At 30.1% G+C, this 21620-nt stretch carries 15 protein-coding genes; 12 read left to right on the top strand and 3 right to left on the bottom strand.

The window, feature by feature from the left end; translation table 11 throughout:
• Positions 1–3: 3 nt before the first annotated feature.
• The 4 genes from PZA12_RS22730 (at position 4) to PZA12_RS22715 (ending at position 5331) form a co-directional block, all read left to right on the top strand.
• Entirely contained in the window at positions 4–2691 is a 2688-nt protein-coding gene (locus PZA12_RS22730; protein ID WP_103698918.1) for a sigma 54-interacting transcriptional regulator, read from the top strand.
• Between the two features lie 431 nt (positions 2692–3122).
• On the top strand, positions 3123–3446 hold the full coding sequence (locus PZA12_RS22725) for a PTS lactose/cellobiose transporter subunit IIA (RefSeq protein WP_017212129.1): 324 nt from the start codon (positions 3123–3125) through the stop codon (positions 3444–3446).
• 77 nt (positions 3447–3523) lie between these two features.
• Positions 3524–3832 (top strand): PTS sugar transporter subunit IIB, encoded by a 309-nt coding sequence (locus PZA12_RS22720; protein WP_023976101.1) that lies wholly within the window; start codon positions 3524–3526, stop codon positions 3830–3832.
• Between the two features lie 188 nt (positions 3833–4020).
• The gene (locus PZA12_RS22715) at positions 4021–5331 is read left to right on the top strand and encodes a PTS sugar transporter subunit IIC (RefSeq protein WP_103698919.1); all 1311 of its coding nucleotides are present in this window, start codon (positions 4021–4023) and stop codon (positions 5329–5331) included.
• Between the two features lie 154 nt (positions 5332–5485).
• Here the strand turns inward: PZA12_RS22715 and PZA12_RS22710 are convergent, their stop codons facing one another.
• The gene (locus PZA12_RS22710; RefSeq protein ID WP_103698920.1) at positions 5486–7234 is read right to left on the bottom strand and encodes a methyl-accepting chemotaxis protein; all 1749 of its coding nucleotides are present in this window, start codon (positions 7232–7234) and stop codon (positions 5486–5488) included.
• 449 nt (positions 7235–7683) lie between these two features.
• On the opposite strand from PZA12_RS22710, the gene PZA12_RS22705 reads away from it, so the two are divergent.
• The 8 genes from PZA12_RS22705 (at position 7684) to PZA12_RS22670 (ending at position 19740) form a co-directional block, all read left to right on the top strand.
• Positions 7684–9156 carry an L-fucose/L-arabinose isomerase family protein gene (locus PZA12_RS22705; protein WP_054249045.1) on the top strand — a complete coding sequence of 491 codons (1473 nt, stop codon included), beginning with the start codon at positions 7684–7686 and terminating at the stop codon, positions 9154–9156.
• Between the two features lie 355 nt (positions 9157–9511).
• Positions 9512–10825, top strand: coding sequence for an ABC transporter substrate-binding protein (locus PZA12_RS22700; protein ID WP_012060834.1), 1314 nt, complete (start codon positions 9512–9514; stop codon positions 10823–10825).
• Positions 10826–11092: 267 nt separating this feature from the next.
• A complete protein-coding gene (locus PZA12_RS22695; protein ID WP_077838613.1) occupies positions 11093–11992 on the top strand; it encodes a carbohydrate ABC transporter permease in 900 nt (299 codons plus the stop codon).
• Between the two features lie 5 nt (positions 11993–11997).
• Positions 11998–12840 carry a carbohydrate ABC transporter permease gene (locus tag PZA12_RS22690; protein WP_103699148.1) on the top strand — a complete coding sequence of 281 codons (843 nt, stop codon included), beginning with the start codon at positions 11998–12000 and terminating at the stop codon, positions 12838–12840.
• A gap of 60 nt (positions 12841–12900) precedes the next feature.
• Positions 12901–14670 carry a cache domain-containing sensor histidine kinase gene (locus PZA12_RS22685; protein ID WP_103699149.1) on the top strand — a complete coding sequence of 590 codons (1770 nt, stop codon included), beginning with the start codon at positions 12901–12903 and terminating at the stop codon, positions 14668–14670.
• A complete protein-coding gene (locus PZA12_RS22680) occupies positions 14670–16265 on the top strand; it encodes a response regulator (protein WP_103699150.1) in 1596 nt (531 codons plus the stop codon). The genes PZA12_RS22685 and PZA12_RS22680 overlap by 1 nt, the downstream gene beginning before the upstream one ends.
• Positions 16228–17553 carry a glycoside hydrolase family 30 protein gene (locus PZA12_RS22675; protein ID WP_103699151.1) on the top strand — a complete coding sequence of 442 codons (1326 nt, stop codon included), beginning with the start codon at positions 16228–16230 and terminating at the stop codon, positions 17551–17553. Before PZA12_RS22680 ends, PZA12_RS22675 begins: the two co-directional genes overlap by 38 nt.
• 57 nt (positions 17554–17610) lie before the next feature.
• A complete protein-coding gene (locus tag PZA12_RS22670; RefSeq protein WP_206490965.1) occupies positions 17611–19740 on the top strand; it encodes a glycoside hydrolase family 3 C-terminal domain-containing protein in 2130 nt (709 codons plus the stop codon).
• Between the two features lie 72 nt (positions 19741–19812).
• Here the strand turns inward: PZA12_RS22670 and PZA12_RS22665 are convergent, their stop codons facing one another.
• Complete coding sequence (locus tag PZA12_RS22665) at positions 19813–20598, bottom strand: SGNH/GDSL hydrolase family protein (protein ID WP_103699152.1); 786 nt, start codon at positions 20596–20598, stop codon at positions 19813–19815.
• 16 nt (positions 20599–20614) lie between these two features.
• A complete protein-coding gene (locus tag PZA12_RS22660; RefSeq protein ID WP_103699153.1) occupies positions 20615–21619 on the bottom strand; it encodes an ABC transporter permease in 1005 nt (334 codons plus the stop codon).
• Position 21620 lies beyond the last annotated feature (1 nt).

Here is a 21620-nt window from a genome sequence, read left to right as displayed (position 1 = left end):
GAGATGAAAAGAATTGAATTAATTCTTGCAAAGTTAAGAGAAATAAAAGATTTGTTTCCAAATGGAATTTCTGCATTAGAAATTGCGGAGGAGTTAAACCTTAGCAGAGCAAATGTAAGTAATGATTTGAATAAATTAGTAAGTGATGGGAAGGCAATAAAGATAAAGGGGAAGCCGACACTATTTATTGCAATAGATGAGGAAAACGTTACCTCAAATTTATCAGTCATAAATAAGTTTTCGGAAGCTAACCCTAGTCTATATTCAGCAGTAGAGCAAGCAAAAGCCGCAATATTGTATCCACCAAATGGAATGAATATATTATTACTTGGGGAAACAGGAGTTGGTAAATCGACTTTTGCAGGACTAATCTATAAATATGCCATTGAAATGAATGTGAAATCTAAAGATAGTCCTTTTATAACATTTAATTGTGCAGATTATGCAAATAATCCTCAGTTATTACTTGGGCAATTATTCGGAGTAAAAAAAGGTTCTTATACAGGGGCGGATTTTGACAAGGTCGGTTTGCTAGAGAAAGCTAATGGAGGAATTTTATTTCTTGATGAGGTTCATAGATTGCCTGCAGAAGGGCAGGAGATGTTCTTTACATTTATGGATAGAGGGGTATATAGAAGGCTTGGAGAAACAGAAAGTGAAAGAAGTGCAAGTGTTCTTATAATAACGGCTACTACAGAGGATCCAAATACTACATTGCTAAAAACATTTACTCGAAGAATTCCTATGGTTATAACAATACCATCATTAAAGAATAGAGGAATGGAAGAACGATTCAATCTAATAAAACAATTTATGATTGAAGAGTCAGGAAGACTTGGAAAAAGTATTAAGGTGTCAGTAAACTCAATAAAAGCTTTTTTATCATATAACTGTGAGAACAATGTAGGGCAGTTAAGATCTGATATACAATTAGCTTGTGCTAAAGCATATGCTGATTTTCTGTCGAATAGAAAAGATGTAATAAAGATAAATAGTATAGATTTACCGCTATATATAAGGGAAGGTTTATATAAAGAGATAGAACATAGACAGTTATGGAACAAATTGATTGATATAAATAAGAGATATCTAATATTTGATAAGGATGAAGATAGGGAGATATTTGAAGAAGGTACTAATGATAGCAATATCTATGAGATGTTAGATTTAAGGACAAATGAACTTAAAGCAAAGGGAATAAAAGGAGAACATCTAGAGGAAGAAATAGAAAAAGATATTGAAGATTATTTTAAAAAATATATTAACGATTTTAGTACTAAAGTTGATATGACCAATATAAAAAACATCGTAGAGAAAGATGTTATGGATATAATCGAGGAGATTATTTTATTCTGCGAAGAAGAACTGGGAATAAAGCTAGACAAAAAAATAAGTTATGGGTTAGCAGTTCATATTAGTAATTCAATAGATAGAATAAGGAGAAATAAAAAAATTGTTAATCCTAAATTAAGTAGTATTAGAGAAGAAAATAAAAAAGAATTTAGTGTGGCTTTAGATGCTTTGAAGATGATAGAGAGATCAATTGATATAAGTATGCCAATTGATGAAGCCGGATTTATAGCTATGTTCTTAAGTTATAATTATAGAAACGTAAGATATATACAAAATGATGTAAAGATAATAATAATTGCCCACGGTATTAGTACTGCGACATCAATGGCTGAGGCAGTTAATAGTCTGCTTGGAACAGAAAATACTGCGGGTATTAATGCACCCATAGAAGAAAAACCTGAGAATATATTAGAGAAAACTATAGAATATATTAGAGAACAAAAAATTAAATCGGATATATTATTTTTAGTAGATATGGGATCACTTACGACTTTTGGAAAAGAAGTAGAAAATATATCTAATATAAAAACTAGAACCATACCATTAGTCAGCACTTTGCATGCATTAGAAGCAACAAGAAAATCTATGATGGGATATTCTTTGGACGAAATATATAGAGAAACACTAGATGTTAATAGTTTATATGATGATAATGTTGCAGATATAGATTATAAGGAAAACGAGAAAGATAAAAGATTAGCAATAGTAACAGTGTGTACAACTGGTGAAGGTGGAGCTAAGACTATTAAGGGAATATTGGAACGAAATCTAACTTTTGATAAAAATGTAATAGAAATTGTGCCTATAAATTTTATAGGCAAAGAAAATGTATATGAAAGAATAGAAAAATTAAGGAATAAATACGAAATTATTTGTTTTGTCGGACCTTTTGAATTATATGTAAATAGTCCGCAGTTTTCGCTAGATGATATTATAGATGGAGATTGTGCTAAGGATATACAAAACCTTATTGATGCAGAAGAAACATATATAAAAATGGAGGAAACTTTAGAGCGTGATTTAAAAAATGTTGATGGAATAATGGTACTAAAGAGCATAAAGAAATTCAATAGAACTGTTACTGAAGAATTAAAGGTTAATATAAAGATTAATATTCTAATTGGAATAACACTTCATATGGCGTGTGTAATAGATAGATATAAGGAAGGTAAAATTACCTTAGAATTTGAAGGGAAAAAGGATTATATAAAAAATAATTTTAATCTATATAAAATTGTGAAAAATGCATGTGCACCTATAAATACAAAGTATTCAATTAGTGTTTCAGATGATGAAATATGTTATTTAATGACATTCTTTGATAGTAATAACATTTAATAAATGAATCATGAAAAAATAAGAAATATATAAATATCTATTCTGTAGGATAACTAGTAATCTTACTTTATAGATATTTATATTTTTTTTGTTTAAATTTATAGACTAAGTTTTATAATTTAGTGCAAAATATTGTCTTGAATCTATAATATCTAAAAAATTGGGTATAAAACATATAATAAATACACAAAATAAAACACATTGACCATTTGTTTTAAAAAATTTGTGAAAAAGTAAAACACATAATAATTGTTTTTAAAGTGTTTTATTATCCTCAAAAGTGCATAAATGCTACGATTGAACTCATAATCACATTTTTATTTCTGCATCAGAAACTTGGCACGGTTATTGCTTTATATATAAGCATAAGAAAAACAAAACAAAATTAATATAAAGTATAAAAACAAAAAGTATTAAAAGGAGAGAGCAAAATGGAAGAATTAGAATTAGCAATCATGAATATTATAATAAACGCTGGAGACTGCAAAAATCATGCTTATATGGCTCTTAATAATGTAAACGAAGGAAATTATGAGGAAGCTGAAAAAGAAATGCAATTAGCAAATGATGCATTAGCTAAAGCTCATGAAGGTCAGACAATGTTTCTTCATAAAGAAGCTAATGGAGAAAAAGTTGATATATCGGTTTTATTTGTACATGCACAAGATCATTTAATGACAGCAATAACTGAAAAGAATTTAATTGAACAAATAATGGAATTAAGGAAAATTATAAATACATTAGTAAAACAATAAAAGAGATATAAATTTAATTAATCAACAACTATAATTTTTATTTTAATAAACTATATATATTTAAGGAGGAATCAACTATGATGAAAATTAGATTATTTTGCGCAGCAGGAATGTCAACAAGTCTTTTAGTTAGTAAAATGAAGGATGCAGCTAAGGTCAAAGGTGTAGAAGTAGATATAGAAGCTTTTCCAGAAGGACAAATGGATAAACATCTAGATAATGTAAACGTTGCACTATTAGGGCCACAAGTTGGATATACATTAGGAAAAGCAAAAAAGATGTGTGAACCACTTGGAATTCCAGTGGATGTAATACCAATGGTTGATTATGGAATGATGAATGGAGCAAAAGTGCTAGAATTTGCACTAAATTTAGCTAATAAATAAGAACTGAATTTATATAGAAAAATGTAATATAAAACTGAATTATTGTACAAAGTTATATATAATCATTTAAGATATTAGCAGGCTATATGGAAGGTTGTAACTTTAATATAAAAGATAATATTAAGCCTAACATATTTATTATTATATATTCTGACTATCATATTATATTTAATTAAGGAGGAATCATTATGTCAATTGGAAATACCCTAAATGAAAAGGTTATACCAGTAGTTATGAAGTTTGTTAACCTAAAAGGTGTTATAGCATTAAAAGATGGTATTTTATTTACATTACCTTTTATTATGGTAGGATCAGTATTTTTATTACTTGCACAAATACCATATCAGCCATTTAACGATTGGATGGCTAGTCAGCTTGGACCAGGATGGACAGAGCCATTATTTCAAGCTTATGGAGCTACATTCTCAATAATTGCATTTATTGCGGCAATAGGTATAGCATATACCTATGCGAAAAACGAGGGACATGAACCTCTATCTGCAGGAATAATATCATTTGTAGTATTTTTATTAACAACTAATTCTTATGTGATAACTAAGGGAGGAGAAAAAGTAAGCGATGTTATTAGTAAAGAATTTGCTGGTGGAAAAGGAATGGTTACAGCAATTATTATTGGTTTAGTTGTAGGTGCAATTTACTCATGGTTCATGAAAAGGAAGATTACAATTAAAATGCCAGCTGGTGTACCACAAGGGGTTGCAAACTCATTTGCATCATTAATACCAGCAGCAGTTATAGTGCTTGGAGCAACAATACTTTATAGTATTCTTAAATATGGAATGAATACAACATTTATAGAACTAATATATAAGTTAATACAAACACCATTACAAGGAATGACAGATTCTCTAGGCGGAGTTATTGTTATGACATTTATAATCCCATTTTTATGGTGGTTTGGAGTACATGGATCATCAATTATAAGTGGTATAATGACAGGAATACTAACATCAAATGCAATGGAAAATCAAGCTATAGTTAATAGTGGAAAAGCACTTACAGTAGCTAATGGTGGTCATATAGTAACACAACAATTTTTAGACAATATGATTGGTATGACAGGTTCAGGTGTAACAATAGGACTTGTAATATGTATGTTATTGTTTGCAAAATCAGCACAAAGTAAAGAACTAGGTAAATTAGCTATAGTACCAGGATTTTTCAATATAAATGAACCAGTTTCATTTGGAACTCCAATAGTAATGAATCCATTTATGGCAATACCATTTATACTTACTCCAATGGTTACAGGGTTAATTACTTATTTTGCAATGTATACAGGGTTAGTTCCATTATTTACTGGAGTATTAGTTCCATGGACAACACCACCAATAATAGCAGGACTTATCTTAGGTGGATGGAAAATGGCGTTATTGCAATTAGTAATTATGGGAGTATCATTTGTTATTTACTACCCATTCTTTAAGAAACAAGATGCTTTAAACTTTAAAAATGAACAGGCAGCAAAAAATGCATAAAATTGAAATTTGATATAAATTAAATCAAGAACATTTTTAAAAATTAGTAGTCGTAATTTAATTAAAGATAAATTATTATTACTTTTTCTATAATAAATAGCCTCTATATAAAATAGTTATTTTCAAAGACTATTTATATGGAGGCTTATTTATATCAATGTTGTAATTTGAATTCAGAAATTTGCTCATGCATAATTTGCGAGTGAGATGCTAATTCTTCAATAGATGCTGATGTTTCCTCTGCTGTTGCTAGGTTAGTTTGGACAATATCTGATATAATATCCACTTTTAAAGTCATTTTTGATATTGCACTTGTTTGCTCTTCAGAAGCAGTAGCTATTTCCTTTACTAACTCTGAAGTAAATTCAACATTCTCGACAATGCTATTTAAGGCTATACCAGTTTCATTTGCTATCAATTCGCCTTTAGACACAGTGTTTAATGAGTTCTTTATTATTTGAGTAATATTTTTAACAGAATTAGAGGATTGTTCAGCTAATTTTCGTACCTCATCAGCAACAACGGCGAAACCCTTTCCAGCATTGCCTGCTCTGGCAGCTTCTATAGCTGCATTTAAAGCTAATAAGTTAGTTTGTTCAGATATTGACTGAATTGTATTTATAATTGCTGAAATTTCATTTGAGGCAGTAGCAATCTCGTTTATAGATTCCATTAATTGTTTCATTTTATTATTTCCATCAGCAACAATCTTTGTTGTTTCATTGTAATAATTATAAGCTTTTTCAGAGTTATTTGTATTCTTTTTTACTTGATCAAGTATTATATTAAAGTTTCCCTGAAGTTCTTGTACTGCGCTAGCTTGATTAGAAGCTCCTTCGGAAAGTACTTTTGTAATTGAAGAAATTTCTTTCGCGCTATTTGCAGTAAAATCAATTGATTTATCTATATCTAAAAAGCTAGAATTTAAGTTAGCTATAATCGCATCTAAAGATTTTTGTATTGGCGCAAAATCCCCAATGTAATGAACTGATTCCATTTTATTAATATTTAAATTTCTATTTGATAATTCCTCTAATGTATATGTTATATCTTTGATATATAATTTAAGCATATCTATAGATTTCTTCAAATCATTGAACATATCACCCATTTCATCTTTTGAAAAATATTCATTGTCTATGTTTAATATTCCATTTGATAAATTTGTAGAAACTTTTTTTACGTTATTTATTCCTTCAAATATAGAAGATTTTAAAGTTTTACCTAGAGATCTTGGAATAAGTATTAAAAATATAATTATTAAAACAAGAATTACGGTAGCTAAGTTTCTATAAAAAATGGATTCATTTACGAATGTTTGTGCATTTTCTTTAGAAGATTCATATAATTGAGAAATATAATTTTCAACAATATCTATTTGAAAGCTATATGTATCCAACTTAGAAGTTATTGTACTTTTAGGATCATTATTTTTGATAGAATTGCATAGTTCTTTTCTATAGGTATCAGCAATACTTAAATTTTTAGTAAGTTGATCTATGGCAGATTTATCACTTGTATTTTGCTTCAATAAATCTATCTTACTAGTGAGCTCTTCAAGGGCTTCATCGGAATTTCTTATAAAGTCTTCCTTATTTTTAGGACTATTTTCTATTACAGCTCTAGAAATATTTGTATCAGAAACCTGAAATGCAAGCCTAATATCGGATAATGCTTGAGAAATATGATAAGGACCATTATATAGAGAAAAAGTTCTAGCAGATAATGATAGTAGTACACCTATAGATATAACCATACTCAATAATGTAAATATAAGTATAAAATTAAAGGTTGTATCTATTTTTTTACTTATAGAATAGTTTTTGAATTTTTCGTTTAATTTGAATGATTTACTTATGAAGGATTGTTTATCTTTATTAAAAGCTTTTTTAATTTTATTCATACCGAATCACTCCTACTAAATTCAAAGTGAAAACATTAACATATATTATTATATCAAAGTTTACATATTACAGCAATTGAATAAATAGATAAAAATTTATGCATTTTACAGTATATAACTATTAGAAAAATTAATTATGAAAATGTATACAAAAAGGTATTGACTAATTAATATAAAAGCTTTATTATAGACTTATCAAACAACATTTAAAAAGTTATTTTAAAATATATTTAAAGTGAAACATTAACAAGTACTAAAGCTAAATTTAAAACTCGGACAGGCTATGTAAAATAATAGCTAGATTCAATTATTTAGGAATAGGATATTAATTAATATCTAACTTAATAAATCTAATTTGTAGCATTAAAATATCGAATAATATACTTCGTAAAATTTGTCAAGATCTGATTATAAGAATTTAAAATTCATAAAAAATGGAGGAGTTAAAAATGAATAATATACCACAAGTAAAATTAGGAATTGTTGCAGTAAGTAGAGATTGTTTCCCAATGGAATTATCAGAAAATAGAAGAAAAGCAGTAGTAGAAGCTTTTAATGGAGAAATTTTTGAATGTCAAACAACTGTTGAAAATGAAAAAGATATGAGAAAAGCTTTAGCTGAAGTTAAAGAAGCTGGAGTAAATGCATTAGTTGTATATTTAGGAAACTTTGGTCCTGAAACTTCAGAAACTTTACTTGCTAAAGAATTTGATGGACCAGTTATGTTTGCAGCTGCTTCAGAAGAGAGCGGAGATAATTTAATAGGCGGACGTGGAGATGCATATTGCGGAATGTTAAATGCAAGCTACAATTTAGCTCTAAGAAACATTAAAGCATACATTCCAGAATATCCAGTAGGAACAGCTCCAGAAGTTGCAGGAATGATTTCTGAATTTGTGCCAGTTGCTACTGCATTATTAGGATTAAAGAACTTAAAAATAATTTCTTTTGGTCCAAGACCTCAAGATTTCTTAGCTTGTAATGCACCTATTAAACAATTATACAATTTAGGTGTTGAAATAGAAGAAAACTCAGAACTAGATTTATTTGCTGCATTTAATGATCATAAAGATGATCCAAGAATTGCAGACGTTATAGCTAGCATGGAAAAAGAATTAGGTGAAGGAAATAAAATGCCTGGTATCTTACCAAAGCTTGCTCAATATGAAATTACATTATTAGACTGGATGGAAGAACATAAAGGTTCAAGAGAATACATTGTATTTGCAAATAAATGCTGGCCTTCATTCCAAACACAATTTGGATTTGTACCATGTTATGTAAACAGCCGTTTAACAGCTATGGGAATCCCAGTATCATGTGAAGTTGATATTTATGGTGCATTAAGTGAATACATCGGAACTTGCATAAGCCAAGATGTTGTAACATTACTTGATATAAACAATACAGTTCCAGCTGATATGTATGAATCAGAAGTTAAAGGGAAATTTAATTATTCATTAAATGATACATTCATGGCATTCCACTGTGGTAATACAGCAGCTTGTAAATTAACATGTGGAACAATGAAAAACCAAATGATTATGGCAAGAGCTCTTGAACCAAATCAAGAACCAAATATAACTAGAGGAACACTTGAAGGAGATATAGTACCAGGAGATATTACATTCTTCAGATTACAAAGTAATGCAGATGCAGAACTTACAGCTTATGTAGCAGAAGGTGAAGTATTACCAGTTGCAACTCGTTCATTTGGAGCTATAGGAGTATTTGCAATTCCTGAAATGGGAAGATTCTATCGTCACGTATTAGTAGAAGGCAGATATCCTCATCATGGAGCAGTTGCATTTGGACACTTTGGAAAAGCTGTTTACAACTTATTTAGATATTTAGGTGTTAAAGAAGTTGGATTCAATCAACCAAAAGGTATGCTTTACAAAACTGAAAATCCTTTCAAATAGTATTGGATATTTACCAGAATCAAAGGGTTATAGATAAATATTCTTGGCAGTTTTTTTATCTATCTTTGTTTTTGAGGTAATATATTTCAAAGGCTGAAGGCAGGTTCCCCTCCAGCTTTCAGCCTCAATTTATAAAAATTTAATATGTGAATAAAAATATAAATGCCTTCATTATTTAGATAGTATTTTAGAGAACTATTTAAAATGGAGGTTATTTATGCGTTTAATAAAGAAAAATTACAATAGGATATAAAATTATATCTAAAAGACAAATTATTCAATTTTTATTAAACGTTATCAATGCTAATATATAAGTATATCAAATATATGAAAATTCTAGGGGGTAGAAAGGTATATGAATAAGAATTTGAAAAGGATAGCATCAATCATAATGACAGTAACTATGGTTTCTGCATCAATGATTGGCTGCGGAAACAGCACTTCACAGACAAGCGGTGGATCTGCTTCAGGAAAGACAAAATTGACATTATGGCATATCCAAACGTCAACAGCAGCAGATGCAATTAAAGCATCAGTTAAAAGGTTTATGGAAGCTAACCCACAATATGATGTAGAAGTTGTTGATCAGGTTAATGATTCCTACAAACAGAAATTATCTATGGCAATGAGTTCAAATCAGACTCCAGATGTATTTATTCAATGGGGAGGATCAGGATTAATTGATTATGTAAATTCAAATAAAATTGCTGATCTTACAGAATTCATGAACAAAGATAACTACAAAGATAAATTTATAGATGCTGGAATTAATCAATGTTCATACAATGGAAAAATTTATGCCGTTCCAGTTGAAAACGTATCCGTAGCAGGTTTCTTCTATAACAAAGATGTTTTTGCTAAATATGGAATACAAGAGCCAAAAACTATTTCTGAATTAGAAGCTGCATGTGATAAGTTAAAAGCAAACGGAGTAGCGCCATTTGCTTTAGCTAATGCTACAAAATGGACAGGATCTATGTATTATATGTACTTAGCAACTCGTTTTGGTGGGTTAAATGCATTCGCAGATGCAGCATCAGGAAAAGGAAAATTTGAAAACCCTGCATTTGAATTTGCTGGAAGCAAAATTCAAGATTGGGTTAAAAAGGGTTACTTTATAGATGGATTTAATGGTATGGATGATGATAGTGGTCAAGCTAGACAAGCATTATACAAAGGTGATGCAGCTATGGATTTAATGGGCTCATGGTTTACAGGTACAGTACTTGGTGAAAATCCAGACTTTATGAGTAAATTAGGATTCTTCCCATTCCCAGCATTAGACGGTTCAAAAGAAGATCAATCACTTTGTGCAGGAACAGTTGGAGATAACTTATATTCAATTTCAGAAACATGTAAAGACAAAGAAGGTGCTTTTAAATTAATTCAATCTTTATTAGATGATCAAGCATTACAAGATCGTAAGAAATTAGGTAAGATTATTCCACTTAAAGATTTCAAACCAGACGATGCATTAACACAAAAAATCCTAGACACAGTTAACCAAGCAAAAGGAGTTCAATTATGGTATGACCAATACTTACCAGCAGAAGTTGCAGAAGTACACAAATCAACTTGTCAAGAAATATTTGGTTTAACTAAGACTCCACAAGATGCAGATAAGGAACTACAATCTGCTATGGATTCATATAAGGCAAAAAATAAATAATTATAGCAGCATTTAAAAAATAATGTAAAAGCTGTTGCAAAATAAAAATTCTATTATATATAAACAACTGCAAACTTAGACTTGTGGTATAGCTTATCTTTTAATGAGAGGGCGTAAAATATTTATGATTTCTGAAAAAAGAGTATAAATAAGATATATCAGAGATGTAAATATGTTTATATTATAAGTTAAATGCAGAAGTTGAACTTATGCGGTGGAATTAATTTTGTAACAGCTCAATAATTATATAAAGGAGAGAGAGAAAAAGTGCAATCACAAACTAATAGTTTAGCTAAAAGACGTGCCGCGTCAACGAGAAATGCAGCAATTATATTTCTTGTGCCAGCATTTTTATTCTTAATAATATATATAGCATATCCAATTGTCTACTCTTTTAATTTAAGTTGCTATAATTGGAATGGATTTGCATCAAATAAGGTATTTGTAGGATTAAATAACTGGAAAGAACTTATTGCTGACCAAGTTTTTAGAAAAGCGTTTCTAAATAATATTGTTATTATGGTTCTATCTATAATTGTCCAATTACCAATAGGTCTTGCTCTTGCAACATTTTTAGATTTTGGTGGGAAAAAATTTAATATATTTAAAGTAATTTGGTTTATACCAATGTTAATGTCATCTGTTGCAATTGGTTATTTATTTAAGTATGCATTAGATGCAAATTCTGGTATAGTATCAGGAATATCAAAGTTGCTTGGTGGGCATTCAGTAGACTTATTAGGTAACCCTAAGACAGCACTATTAACCATCACAATAGCTATTTGCTGGCAATTTATTCCCTTCTATATGGTGTATTTTTTGGCTGCATATAGTGGAATACCATCAGATTTATATGAAGCAGCAATAATTGATGGAGCAAAAAAAAGTCAGTATTTTTGGAAAATAGCTCTTCCACTTATGAAACCAGCTATTAAAAGTGCAATTGTATTATCAATGGTTGGATCATTAAAATATTTTGATCTTATATATGTTATGACAGGTGGAGGACCAGGTAACGCGTCAGAACTTATGGCAACTTATATGTATAAGAATGCGTTTTTATCTCAAAGAATGGGATATGGTTCAGCAATTGCTTCAGGGATGTTTATTCTTATAACAATAATATCATTAATCACAATTAAAACATTAAATAGAAAGGAAGATTGAATATTATGAAGCAGAATTCATTAATAAAAAAATTATCTATAAAAGCTATCGTTGGAATACTAGCAATAGCATGGCTTTTAATTACAATAGTTCCTTTTATATTTATGTTATTAGCAGGATTTAAACAGCAATTTGAAATGCTTATGGGAAGTGTATTCGATTTACCAAAAAGTTTATATTTAAAGAATTTCATTGACGTATTTAAAGGAAACATATTTGTTTACTTTAAAAACAGTATATTAGTACTTATAGTGTCGTTAGCAATTTTACTATTCTTAAGTGCATGTGCATCTTATCCATTATCGAGATTCAAGTTTAAGTTAAATAAGCCAATATATGCTATAATAGTAGCATGTATGTCAGTGCCAGTTCACGTAACATTACTTCCAATATTTTTGATGACTACCAAGATGGGTTTGTATGATAGTCCTTGGGCATTAATAGGTCCATATGTGGCTTTTAATTTACCAATCTCAGTATTTATATTAGTTACATTTATGCAGGCAATTCCTAGGGAATTAGAAGAAGCAGCTGAGATAGATGGGTGCAATAAATATAAAATTTTTTCAAATGTTATGCTTCCATTAGTGAAGCCAGGGCTAGCAACTTTAGCAATTTATAATGGTGTTGCTATATGGAATGAATTCAGTTTTGCCTTAGTTTTAACTCAAACATTACCTAATAGAACATTACCGCTTGCTATTTGGGAGTATCAAGGTCAATATACAATGAATGTTCCAATGATTATGTCGGTATTAACTATTTCTATGTTACCAATGATCATAGCATTTATTTTTGGACAAGATAAATTAATAAAGGGTATGATGGCAGGAGCTGTCAAAGGTTAATAATATACTTATTGTAGGTATTAACTCTTATATATAAGAATTACAAAAAGGGATACAGGTATGTATAAGGAATTGAGAAAAGTTATAAATAAGCTATCTAAAATGAAATTTAATCAGAAGATTACTACATTTTTTATATTGGCAGTCTTAATTACTAATAGTTTTGTAATTTTTGCTGTTTATCAATTAGCAGGAAAGCAAATTACTGAAAAATCCAGTGGATTAGTGCAAGGACAGTTTGAAACAATAACGGATATTTTAAATATAACACTAAAAAATATTATTGAGACATCGAATATGATCACAGGAGACAGTAGAGTTAAAGAATTCTTAATGAATAATAGGCTGACTTCAAAGAATTATAACAAAGATACAAGTGATGCATATTCGTCAGTAAGATATCTCTTAAATACAAACAGTTATATAGATTATATTGGATTGGTGAAATTTGATGGCCCAGAGTTAATATATGTTGGAGAGTCTTGGACAAGTAGCGATTTCAGGACTCAAACTTTAAAAGACTATCAAGATGCTGTAGGCACAAAGTTTGGTAACTGTAAGATAAGCATGAAGAAAAAAGTATTTTATCCGGATCAGTATGTACTAAATATATATCAACCGATCAATGATAAATACAATTTTAATAAATATACTGGATTTTTAGTAATAGGAATTGGAGAAAAAAGTATAAAAGAATTTTACTCTAATTTGGATAAAGGGTTAAAAGTACAAACATATTTAACAGATAAAGATGGAGTTATTATATCTAATGAGGATAAATCTCTGATTGGAACAGAAAGTCCTTATAAAAGTGTATTACAAGGAAAAAGTGGCCAACAAAAAGTTGAAGATAAGATGGTTATTTATGAGAAGCTTGATAATTGGGATTGGTATATGGTAGGGGAGATACCCACAAGATCAATGTTAAGGGATACCAATGCAGTAATAATTTTAATAATAGCTTTAGTAATAGGTGCCGGAGTATTAATTAGTATAGCTTGCTATAAACTAAGCAATAACTTATATAAGCCGATGGATGACATTGTAAGAAAGATGAGAGAGGTTTCGATGGGAAATCTCGAAGTTAGAATGGAACATGATTATGATGGCAAAGATTTTAGGCAACTAGCAAGTGGCTTTAATATCATGATTGAAGAAATTAATATACTTATGTATAGGATAAAAAAGGAGCAATCTGAGATTAAGCAAATCGAATTAAACAGACTGCAATCTCAAATTAAACCACATTTTTTATATAATACACTAGAGTGTATACATTGGCAGGCTTTATCGGATGGAAATAAAGATGTATCAAAAATGGTAAAAGCGTTAGCTAATTATTATAGATTATGTCTAAGTAGAGGGAAAGATGTTATTCCTATTTCGCAAGAACTAGAAAATGTAGAAAATTATTTGATCATACAAAATATGAGATATAGTGGCATTGCTGAGTGTGAAATAAATGTAGATGAGAATTTCAAAAATGTACTAATACCCAAGCTTACACTTCAACCTTTAATAGAAAATTCCATTTATCATGGAATAAGGGTCAAAGATGGGTATAAAGGTAAGATATTAGTTACCGCAAGAGAAATAAATAATAAGATAGTTATATCAGTTGCTGATAATGGAGTTGGAATGAGACAAGAACAAATTAATGAAATAAATAGCTCTATATCAGTATTTGATGAAAAAACTGGATATGGCTTAAGGAATGTTCATAAGCGAATTGAAATATTATTTGGTAGTGGGTATGGATTATACTACAAGAAAAATGAACATGGTGGAACTACGGTAGATATTATATTACCTAAAGGAGAGAATAATTAATGTATAAAGCTATAGTTGTAGATGATGAGGAAATGATTAGAAAAGGAATATGTAGTGTGATTCCTTGGGAGAAACTCAAGATAGATACTGTTAAAATGGCATCCTCAGGAATTGAAGCTTTAAAAATCATGGAAGAAGAAGCATTTGATATCATGATTACAGATATATGTATGACTGAGATGAATGGATTATCTTTAGTAGAAAAGATGAATTATCTAAATCCTAGGTTAAAAATTATTGTTTTAACAGGATATGATAATTTTGAATATGCTCAAAAATGCTGCAAGATGCAGGTGGAGGATTATCTCTTAAAGCCGGTAGATGAGATAGAACTTGAGAATGCTATCGGAAGATTAATAGAAGATTTAGAGCATGAGAAAACTTTAAGCCATGAGCAAAAGATAAATAGCAGGATACAAGGTGTAACAGAACAATTAAAGCTTGAACAGATTATGCAAAATTTACTTTATGAACGAGTGAAGACAAGTGAATTTAAAAAAGTATTAAGGGAGTATTCTTATGATAAGGAAGAGATGCTTCAAATTGCTTTGGTATGTCCAATTATAGATGATAATTTAGCTTGGAAACAACATTTTGAATTATTAAATTTATCTATTAAAAATATTTGCATTGAATTATTTGATTCTAAGAAACAAGGGATTACATTTGAGGACAAAAATAAAAATATAGTAATTGCCATATTTATAAGAGAAGAGTTAGAAGAAGTAACATTAAGAGTACAACATTTAATTGAGTACTTGAAAAATGAGTATGATATTAATCCTAAAGTGATTCTTGGAAGCGTTGTAGGAGGATTTAATAAGATCAATATTTCATATAACGACGCATGTGTTTTATTAAATAATAAGAGCACATATGGGAAAATAATAACGAAAGAACCTAGAGAAATGCGTTTGACTTTATTTAACGAGAGAGTTCAGGAATTTAAGAAGAATATGATAGATAATATAGATGACCTTGAGAAAGTAATGAGTATTTATGAAGCTTATTCAGAGGCTATAGAGTTTTATAATTTATCAACATCATTAGTTAAGAAAACATGTTTTGATATTGGAGGAGGAATATATTTTTCCTATGCCATGGAAAAAGGAGATATATCAGATAATAAATTAAATTCTTTATTAATTTCATTAAAAAATTGTAGTAGAAGTGATGCGTTGAGAATTACACGAGATTTCATAATACAAATACTTCAGACTGATATCGGAGAAAGCCATGAAATTATAAGAAAAGCAAAACAATATATCAATGATCATTTAAATGAAGACATTTCAGTATATAGTATAGCGGAAATGCTTTATTTAACTCCAACTTATTTTTCAAAGCTGTTTAAACATAGTACAGGAGAAGGCTGTAATAACTACATTATACGTAAACGAATACAGAAGGCCAAATCACTATTAGAAACAACTAGTATGAAAACAGGTAAAATAGCAACTTTAGTGGGATATAAGGATACAAATTATTTTTCTTTAGCTTTTAAAAAACAGACAGGAATGTCACCAACTGAATTTAGAGAAAAAGGAGGAATGTATAATGAGGAAAGCAACTTTGATTTCAACAACAAGGACTGATAGCTTAGTAAGTAGTAATATAAATATTAGTAAAGATAAATCATACCATACATTGGAGTTAAATGGAGAGTCTTATCAAACTATTGATGGATTTGGTGGATGTTTTAATGAGTTAGGATATATAGCATTAAAAAAGATTGCAAATGATAAGAAAGAAGAGGTGCTTAGAAATCTATTTGATCCAGAGGAGTGTAATTTTACTTATTGCAGATTGCCAATTGGAGCAAATGATTATTCAGAAAGCTGGTATAGTCTAAATGAAACTAAGGGCGATTATGAAATGAAGAATTTTAGCATTGAAAGAGACAAAGAATGCTTGATTTCTTATATTAAAGAAGCAGAAAAATATAGTGGGGAGCTTAATTTATTTGCTTCTCCATGGAGCCCGCCCACTTGGATGAAGTTTCCGGAGGTATACAATTTCGGAACATTAATATGGGAGGAGAAAAATCTAAAAGCATATGCTCTTTACTTTAAAAAATTTATTGAAGAATACCAAAAAGAGGGTATTAAGATTAATCAGGTACACATACAAAATGAACCTATAGCAGATCAGAAGTTTCCATCATGTGTTTGGTCAGGAAAACAATTACTTGATTTTATAAAAGAATACATCGGGCCATTATTTGAAGAGAATAAGCTTGATACTGAGATATGGCTTGGAACATTGAATTCTCCTTATGATGATTATGGAGATGAAAATTGGCAATTTGGTCAATATAATAATTTTGCTAACACTGTACTAAGTGATAAAGACGCAAAAAGATATATAAAGGGTGTTGGATATCAGTGGGGAGGAAAGCATGCTTTGCTACAGACAAAAATTGCTTATCCAGAAATGAAATTGATACAGACAGAAAATGAATGTGGAGAAGGAAAAAATAGCTGGGAATATGCTGAATATGTATTCAATTTAATGTGGACATACTTTATAAATGGAGTAAGCGCCTATACCTATTGGAATATGGTACTTGAAGAAGAGGGAATAAGCACTTGGGGATGGAAACAAAATTCACTTATTACGGTGACAAAAGATAATGATGTTAAATATAATCCAGAGTATTATCTAATGAGACATTTTTCGAAATATGTAAAACAAGGAGCAACAATGAAAGGCTTAAAAGGGGACTTTGCAGGAAATGCTCTGGCTTTTGAAAATCCAGATGGAAGTGTTGTATTAGAATTATTAAATCCATTTGATGAATTACAAGAAGTTACATTTAGTGTTAATGGTGAAGATTATAGCTTTAATATTCAGCCACATTCTTTCAATACATTAGTTGTTTAGTCTTATAATTAAAAAAAGTTAGAATAAATATTATGATTATTTTAGGAGATGTGTAATATGGTCGAGGAAAAAAGAATTACTCATGAATATGCGTTAGAAAGAGCAAAAGAATTAGTAGGGAAAATGACGCTAGAAGAAAAAGCAGAACAATTAACTTATAAATCATCAGCTGTAAAAAGATTAAATATACCTAGATATAATTGGTGGAATGAGGGATTGCATGGAGTAGCGAGAGCAGGCACAGCAACAGTATTTCCACAAGCCATAGGATTAGCTGCTATGTTTGATGATGAGTTATTGAATGACATTGCAAAAGTTATCTCAACAGAAGGCAGAGCAAAGTATAATGAAAGTAGCAAAAAAGATGATAGAGACATCTATAAGGGAATAACTTTTTGGTCACCAAATGTTAATATTTTTAGAGATCCTAGATGGGGTCGTGGTCATGAAACCTACGGTGAAGATCCATATTTAACATCTAGATTGGGCGTGGCCTTTGTAAAAGGACTTCAAGGAGAAGGCAAATATTTAAAAGTGGCAGCATGTGCAAAACATTTCGCTGTTCATAGCGGACCAGAAGGATTAAGGCATGAATTTGATGCAGTTGTAAGTAAAAAGGATTTATATGAGACTTACCTCCCTGCTTTTGAAGCTTGTGTCAAAGAAGGTGATGTAGAGGCCGTAATGGGGGCGTATAATCGTACAAATGGTGAACCTTGTTGTGGAAGTAAAACTTTATTAAGAGATATATTAAGGGGAAAATGGAACTTTAAAGGTCATGTAGTATCCGATTGTTGGGCAATTGCTGATTTTCATTTGCATCATAGGGTGACAAGCACTGCTACAGAATCAGCAGCATTAGCTATGAAAAATGGATGTGATTTAAATTGTGGTAATGTGTATCTTCAATTATTGCTTGCCTATAAAGAGGGATTAGTAACAGAAGAAGATATAACAACAGCAGCAGAAAGATTAATGGCAACAAGAATAAGATTGGGAATGTTTGATGAAGAGTGTGAATATAACAAAATACCATATGAGTTAAATGATTGTAAAGAACATAATGAATTATCATTAAAAGCAGCTAGAAATTCAATGGTTTTATTAAAGAATAATGGAATATTACCATTAAATAAAAATAACTTAAAATCAATTGCTGTTATTGGCCCTAATGCTGATAATCAGATCATGCTTAAAGGCAATTATTCAGGAACTGCATCTAGATATATAACTGTGTTGGAGGGAATACATGAAGCCGTAGGAGAAGATGTAAGAGTATATTATTCTGAAGGTTGTCATTTATTTAGAGACAGAGTTGAAGAATTAGCAGAACCTAATGATAGATTAAAAGAAGCAATATCAATAGCAGAAAGATCAGATGTTGCAATTCTATGCCTCGGATTAGATTCTACAATTGAAGGTGAGCAAGGAGATGCAGGTAATAGTGAAGGAGCTGGTGATAAAGCAAGCTTAAATTTACCAGGAAGGCAGCAGGAATTATTAGAGAAAATAATAGAAACAGGTACACCTGTTATATTAGTTATTGGCGCAGGAAGTGCATTGACATTTAATAATGCAGAGGATAAGTGTTCAGCTATATTAGATGCTTGGTATCCTGGAAGTAGAGGTGGCAGAGCTGTAGCTGACTTAATATTTGGAAAGTGTTCACCAAGTGGAAAGTTACCTATTACATTTTATAGAAATACTAAGGATTTACCAGAATTTATAGATTATTCAATGAAAGATAGGACATATCGCTATATGTCTTGTGAAAGCTTATATCCATTTGGATATGGATTAACTTATTCTACTGTAAAATTATCAGAATTGCATGTACCAGATGTAGAAAGTGATTTTGAGGATGTAGAGGTAAGCGTAAAGATAACTAATACAGGAAATTTTGACATAGAAGAAGTTGTGCAATGTTATATAAAAGATCTTGAATCTAAACATGCTGTTAGGAATCATAGTCTAGCAGGATTTAAACGTGTTGGGTTGAAAATAGGAGAAAGCAAGATTGTAAAAATGAAAATCAAGAAATCATCATTTGAAGTGGTAAATGATGATGGAGAAAGGATATTAGATAGCAAAAGGTTCAAATTATTTGCTGGTATATCACAACCAGATAGTAGAAGTATTCAGCTTGTTGGAATATCTCCTTTAGAAGTTGATATCAAGCTAGTATAAATTTTTATAGTATATTATGAAGCTGCTCTAGTCAGAAAATACTTATCAGACTAGGCAGCTTTATTTAATATATTACTTATAATTTTTTAAAGCTTCAATTATTCTGTCAGAAATAGCTTGATAACCGGTGCTATTTGGATGAAAATTATCAGCAGCTAGATAATCTTGTAAGTTGTATTTGAAAAGATCATATGTTGGAATAAAAAGCGCATTTGAATCTAATGATAAAAGCTGTTGACTTTGATAATTCCATTCATTTAATATGCTTACCTTATCAGATGTAAGATCTTTTCCGAATGGGTTATACAAGCCAATGAAAACTACCATAGATGACGGATTATTGGTCCTTATTATATTAAAAATAGATTTTAGATTAGCTAAATAAGTATCTTGAATATCTTTTATCTTTGTTGTGGATGAGCTTATATCTGTATTTTTAAGCTTACTTATTTCATTGCCACCTATAGATATAAATATCATGTTTGATCCTTTAATGTCAGCTAATGTTTGTGACTCTTGAACTACATTTAAAAGCCCATTAGATACATCCCCGTTTATGGCAAGATTATTTATTTTAATCTCCTTTGAAACTTTAGTTTTCCAGTATTCTGAAAAATAGCCTGAAAAGCCAAGTCCTTTTTCATCTCCAGTTCCTTTAGCAAGGGAGTCACCAAGAACTAATATGTTGTAATAATTTTGATCTAATTCTTCACTCTTAGGTTGTTCAGATTCCTTATCTGATATCTCTTTAGGAGGGCGATAACTTATTGATAATGCTGATATAAATCCGGTAACTAAGGTTATGGTGGAAACTATGGATAGCAATAAAATAAATTTCCATTTTATATTTTTAAACATTTTAAATCCCTCCTTTTTAAACTAATACATCTTGTTTTAAAAATACAACAAAACTAACAATGAAGGCACCTATGGACCAAGCTAGAAGTACTAAAGTGCTAAAACTTAATGACATTCCACTTATTGGAGTATATGATCCTGTAAGATACTGAGGTAAGTTTAGATTGATGGCAAAAAAGTACTTTATTGAAGGCCAATCATTTAGAAACAATCTAAGAAAGCCTCCCCCAACTAATGTAGCCATCATTATACCTATGGAAGTAGCTGTATTTCTTACTAAAACTGAAATCATAAATGAAATTGTACCGATAACAATTGATACAAACCATCCAAGAGAGTATACGAGAATTAAATATTGCAATTCGGTTACTTTGATTACATTGGAAACATCTAAGGTTCCAGAAGCAGAGCTAAAACCTGTAGCTACAGGCTCATTAAATCCCCAGTTATTAAAAAATAAACCAGAAATTAAAATTGAAAATAGAGCCATCTCTAGAATTACTATAGAAAACATGATTAGAAGTGCTATATATTTACTAAGTAATATCTTCCATCGAGGAACAGCTCTTGTTAGCAGTACTTTTATAGTTTTAGCAGAAAATTCTCCACATACGCTATCCCCAGCCAATAGAATTATTAGTAAAGGTAGTAATACAGATATGGACTGTTCCATTAGCTTAACTGAAAATTTTGCAGCACTTGGAGTAATTGGATTTATGTTGTTATCTAAATAATACTGGTTTTGCTGAATTTGAATATTAATTGAGGGCTTACTTTCGTCAGGGGTATCAGGTCTATTAAGCCTATTTTTTAGGTCCTGGATTTGTTGCTTTTGTAATGACTGCCAAGGGATAGCGCCACTTTGAGTAGTTGTCTTTAAATACTTATTCAAAGTGTTTTGATATTGATAATTTTGGCCGTATGCAAAAAGTGAAACTAAAATTAGGATTATAGCACTAATAAGTAGGAGTTTTCGCTTATATAATATTTTATTAACTTCATTTTTAACTAATACTAGCAAT

The organism is Clostridium beijerinckii (genome assembly GCF_036699995.1).
Taxonomy (GTDB): Bacteria; Bacillota; Clostridia; order Clostridiales; family Clostridiaceae; genus Clostridium; species Clostridium helianthi.
This window is presented reverse-complemented; position numbering and strand designations above follow the sequence as displayed.

What these genes read in the sequence shown, in the direction of transcription:
- PZA12_RS22730 (WP_103698918.1), top strand. Translation starts at nt 4, where the DNA reads ATGAAAAGAATTGAATTAATTCTTGCAAAGTTAAGAGAAATAAAAGAT.
- PZA12_RS22725 (WP_017212129.1), top strand. Translation starts at nt 3,123, where the DNA reads ATGGAAGAATTAGAATTAGCAATCATGAATATTATAATAAACGCTGGA.
- PZA12_RS22720 (WP_023976101.1), top strand. Translation starts at nt 3,524, where the DNA reads ATGATGAAAATTAGATTATTTTGCGCAGCAGGAATGTCAACAAGTCTT.
- PZA12_RS22715 (WP_103698919.1), top strand. Translation starts at nt 4,021, where the DNA reads ATGTCAATTGGAAATACCCTAAATGAAAAGGTTATACCAGTAGTTATG.
- PZA12_RS22710 (WP_103698920.1), bottom strand. Translation starts at nt 7,234, where the DNA reads ATGAATAAAATTAAAAAAGCTTTTAATAAAGATAAACAATCCTTCATA.
- PZA12_RS22705 (WP_054249045.1), top strand. Translation starts at nt 7,684, where the DNA reads ATGAATAATATACCACAAGTAAAATTAGGAATTGTTGCAGTAAGTAGA.
- PZA12_RS22700 (WP_012060834.1), top strand. Translation starts at nt 9,512, where the DNA reads ATGAATAAGAATTTGAAAAGGATAGCATCAATCATAATGACAGTAACT.
- PZA12_RS22690 (WP_103699148.1), top strand. Translation starts at nt 11,998, where the DNA reads ATGAAGCAGAATTCATTAATAAAAAAATTATCTATAAAAGCTATCGTT.
- PZA12_RS22685 (WP_103699149.1), top strand. Translation starts at nt 12,901, where the DNA reads ATGTATAAGGAATTGAGAAAAGTTATAAATAAGCTATCTAAAATGAAA.
- PZA12_RS22680 (WP_103699150.1), top strand. Translation starts at nt 14,670, where the DNA reads ATGTATAAAGCTATAGTTGTAGATGATGAGGAAATGATTAGAAAAGGA.
- PZA12_RS22675 (WP_103699151.1), top strand. Translation starts at nt 16,228, where the DNA reads ATGAGGAAAGCAACTTTGATTTCAACAACAAGGACTGATAGCTTAGTA.
- PZA12_RS22670 (WP_206490965.1), top strand. Translation starts at nt 17,611, where the DNA reads ATGGTCGAGGAAAAAAGAATTACTCATGAATATGCGTTAGAAAGAGCA.
- PZA12_RS22665 (WP_103699152.1), bottom strand. Translation starts at nt 20,598, where the DNA reads ATGTTTAAAAATATAAAATGGAAATTTATTTTATTGCTATCCATAGTT.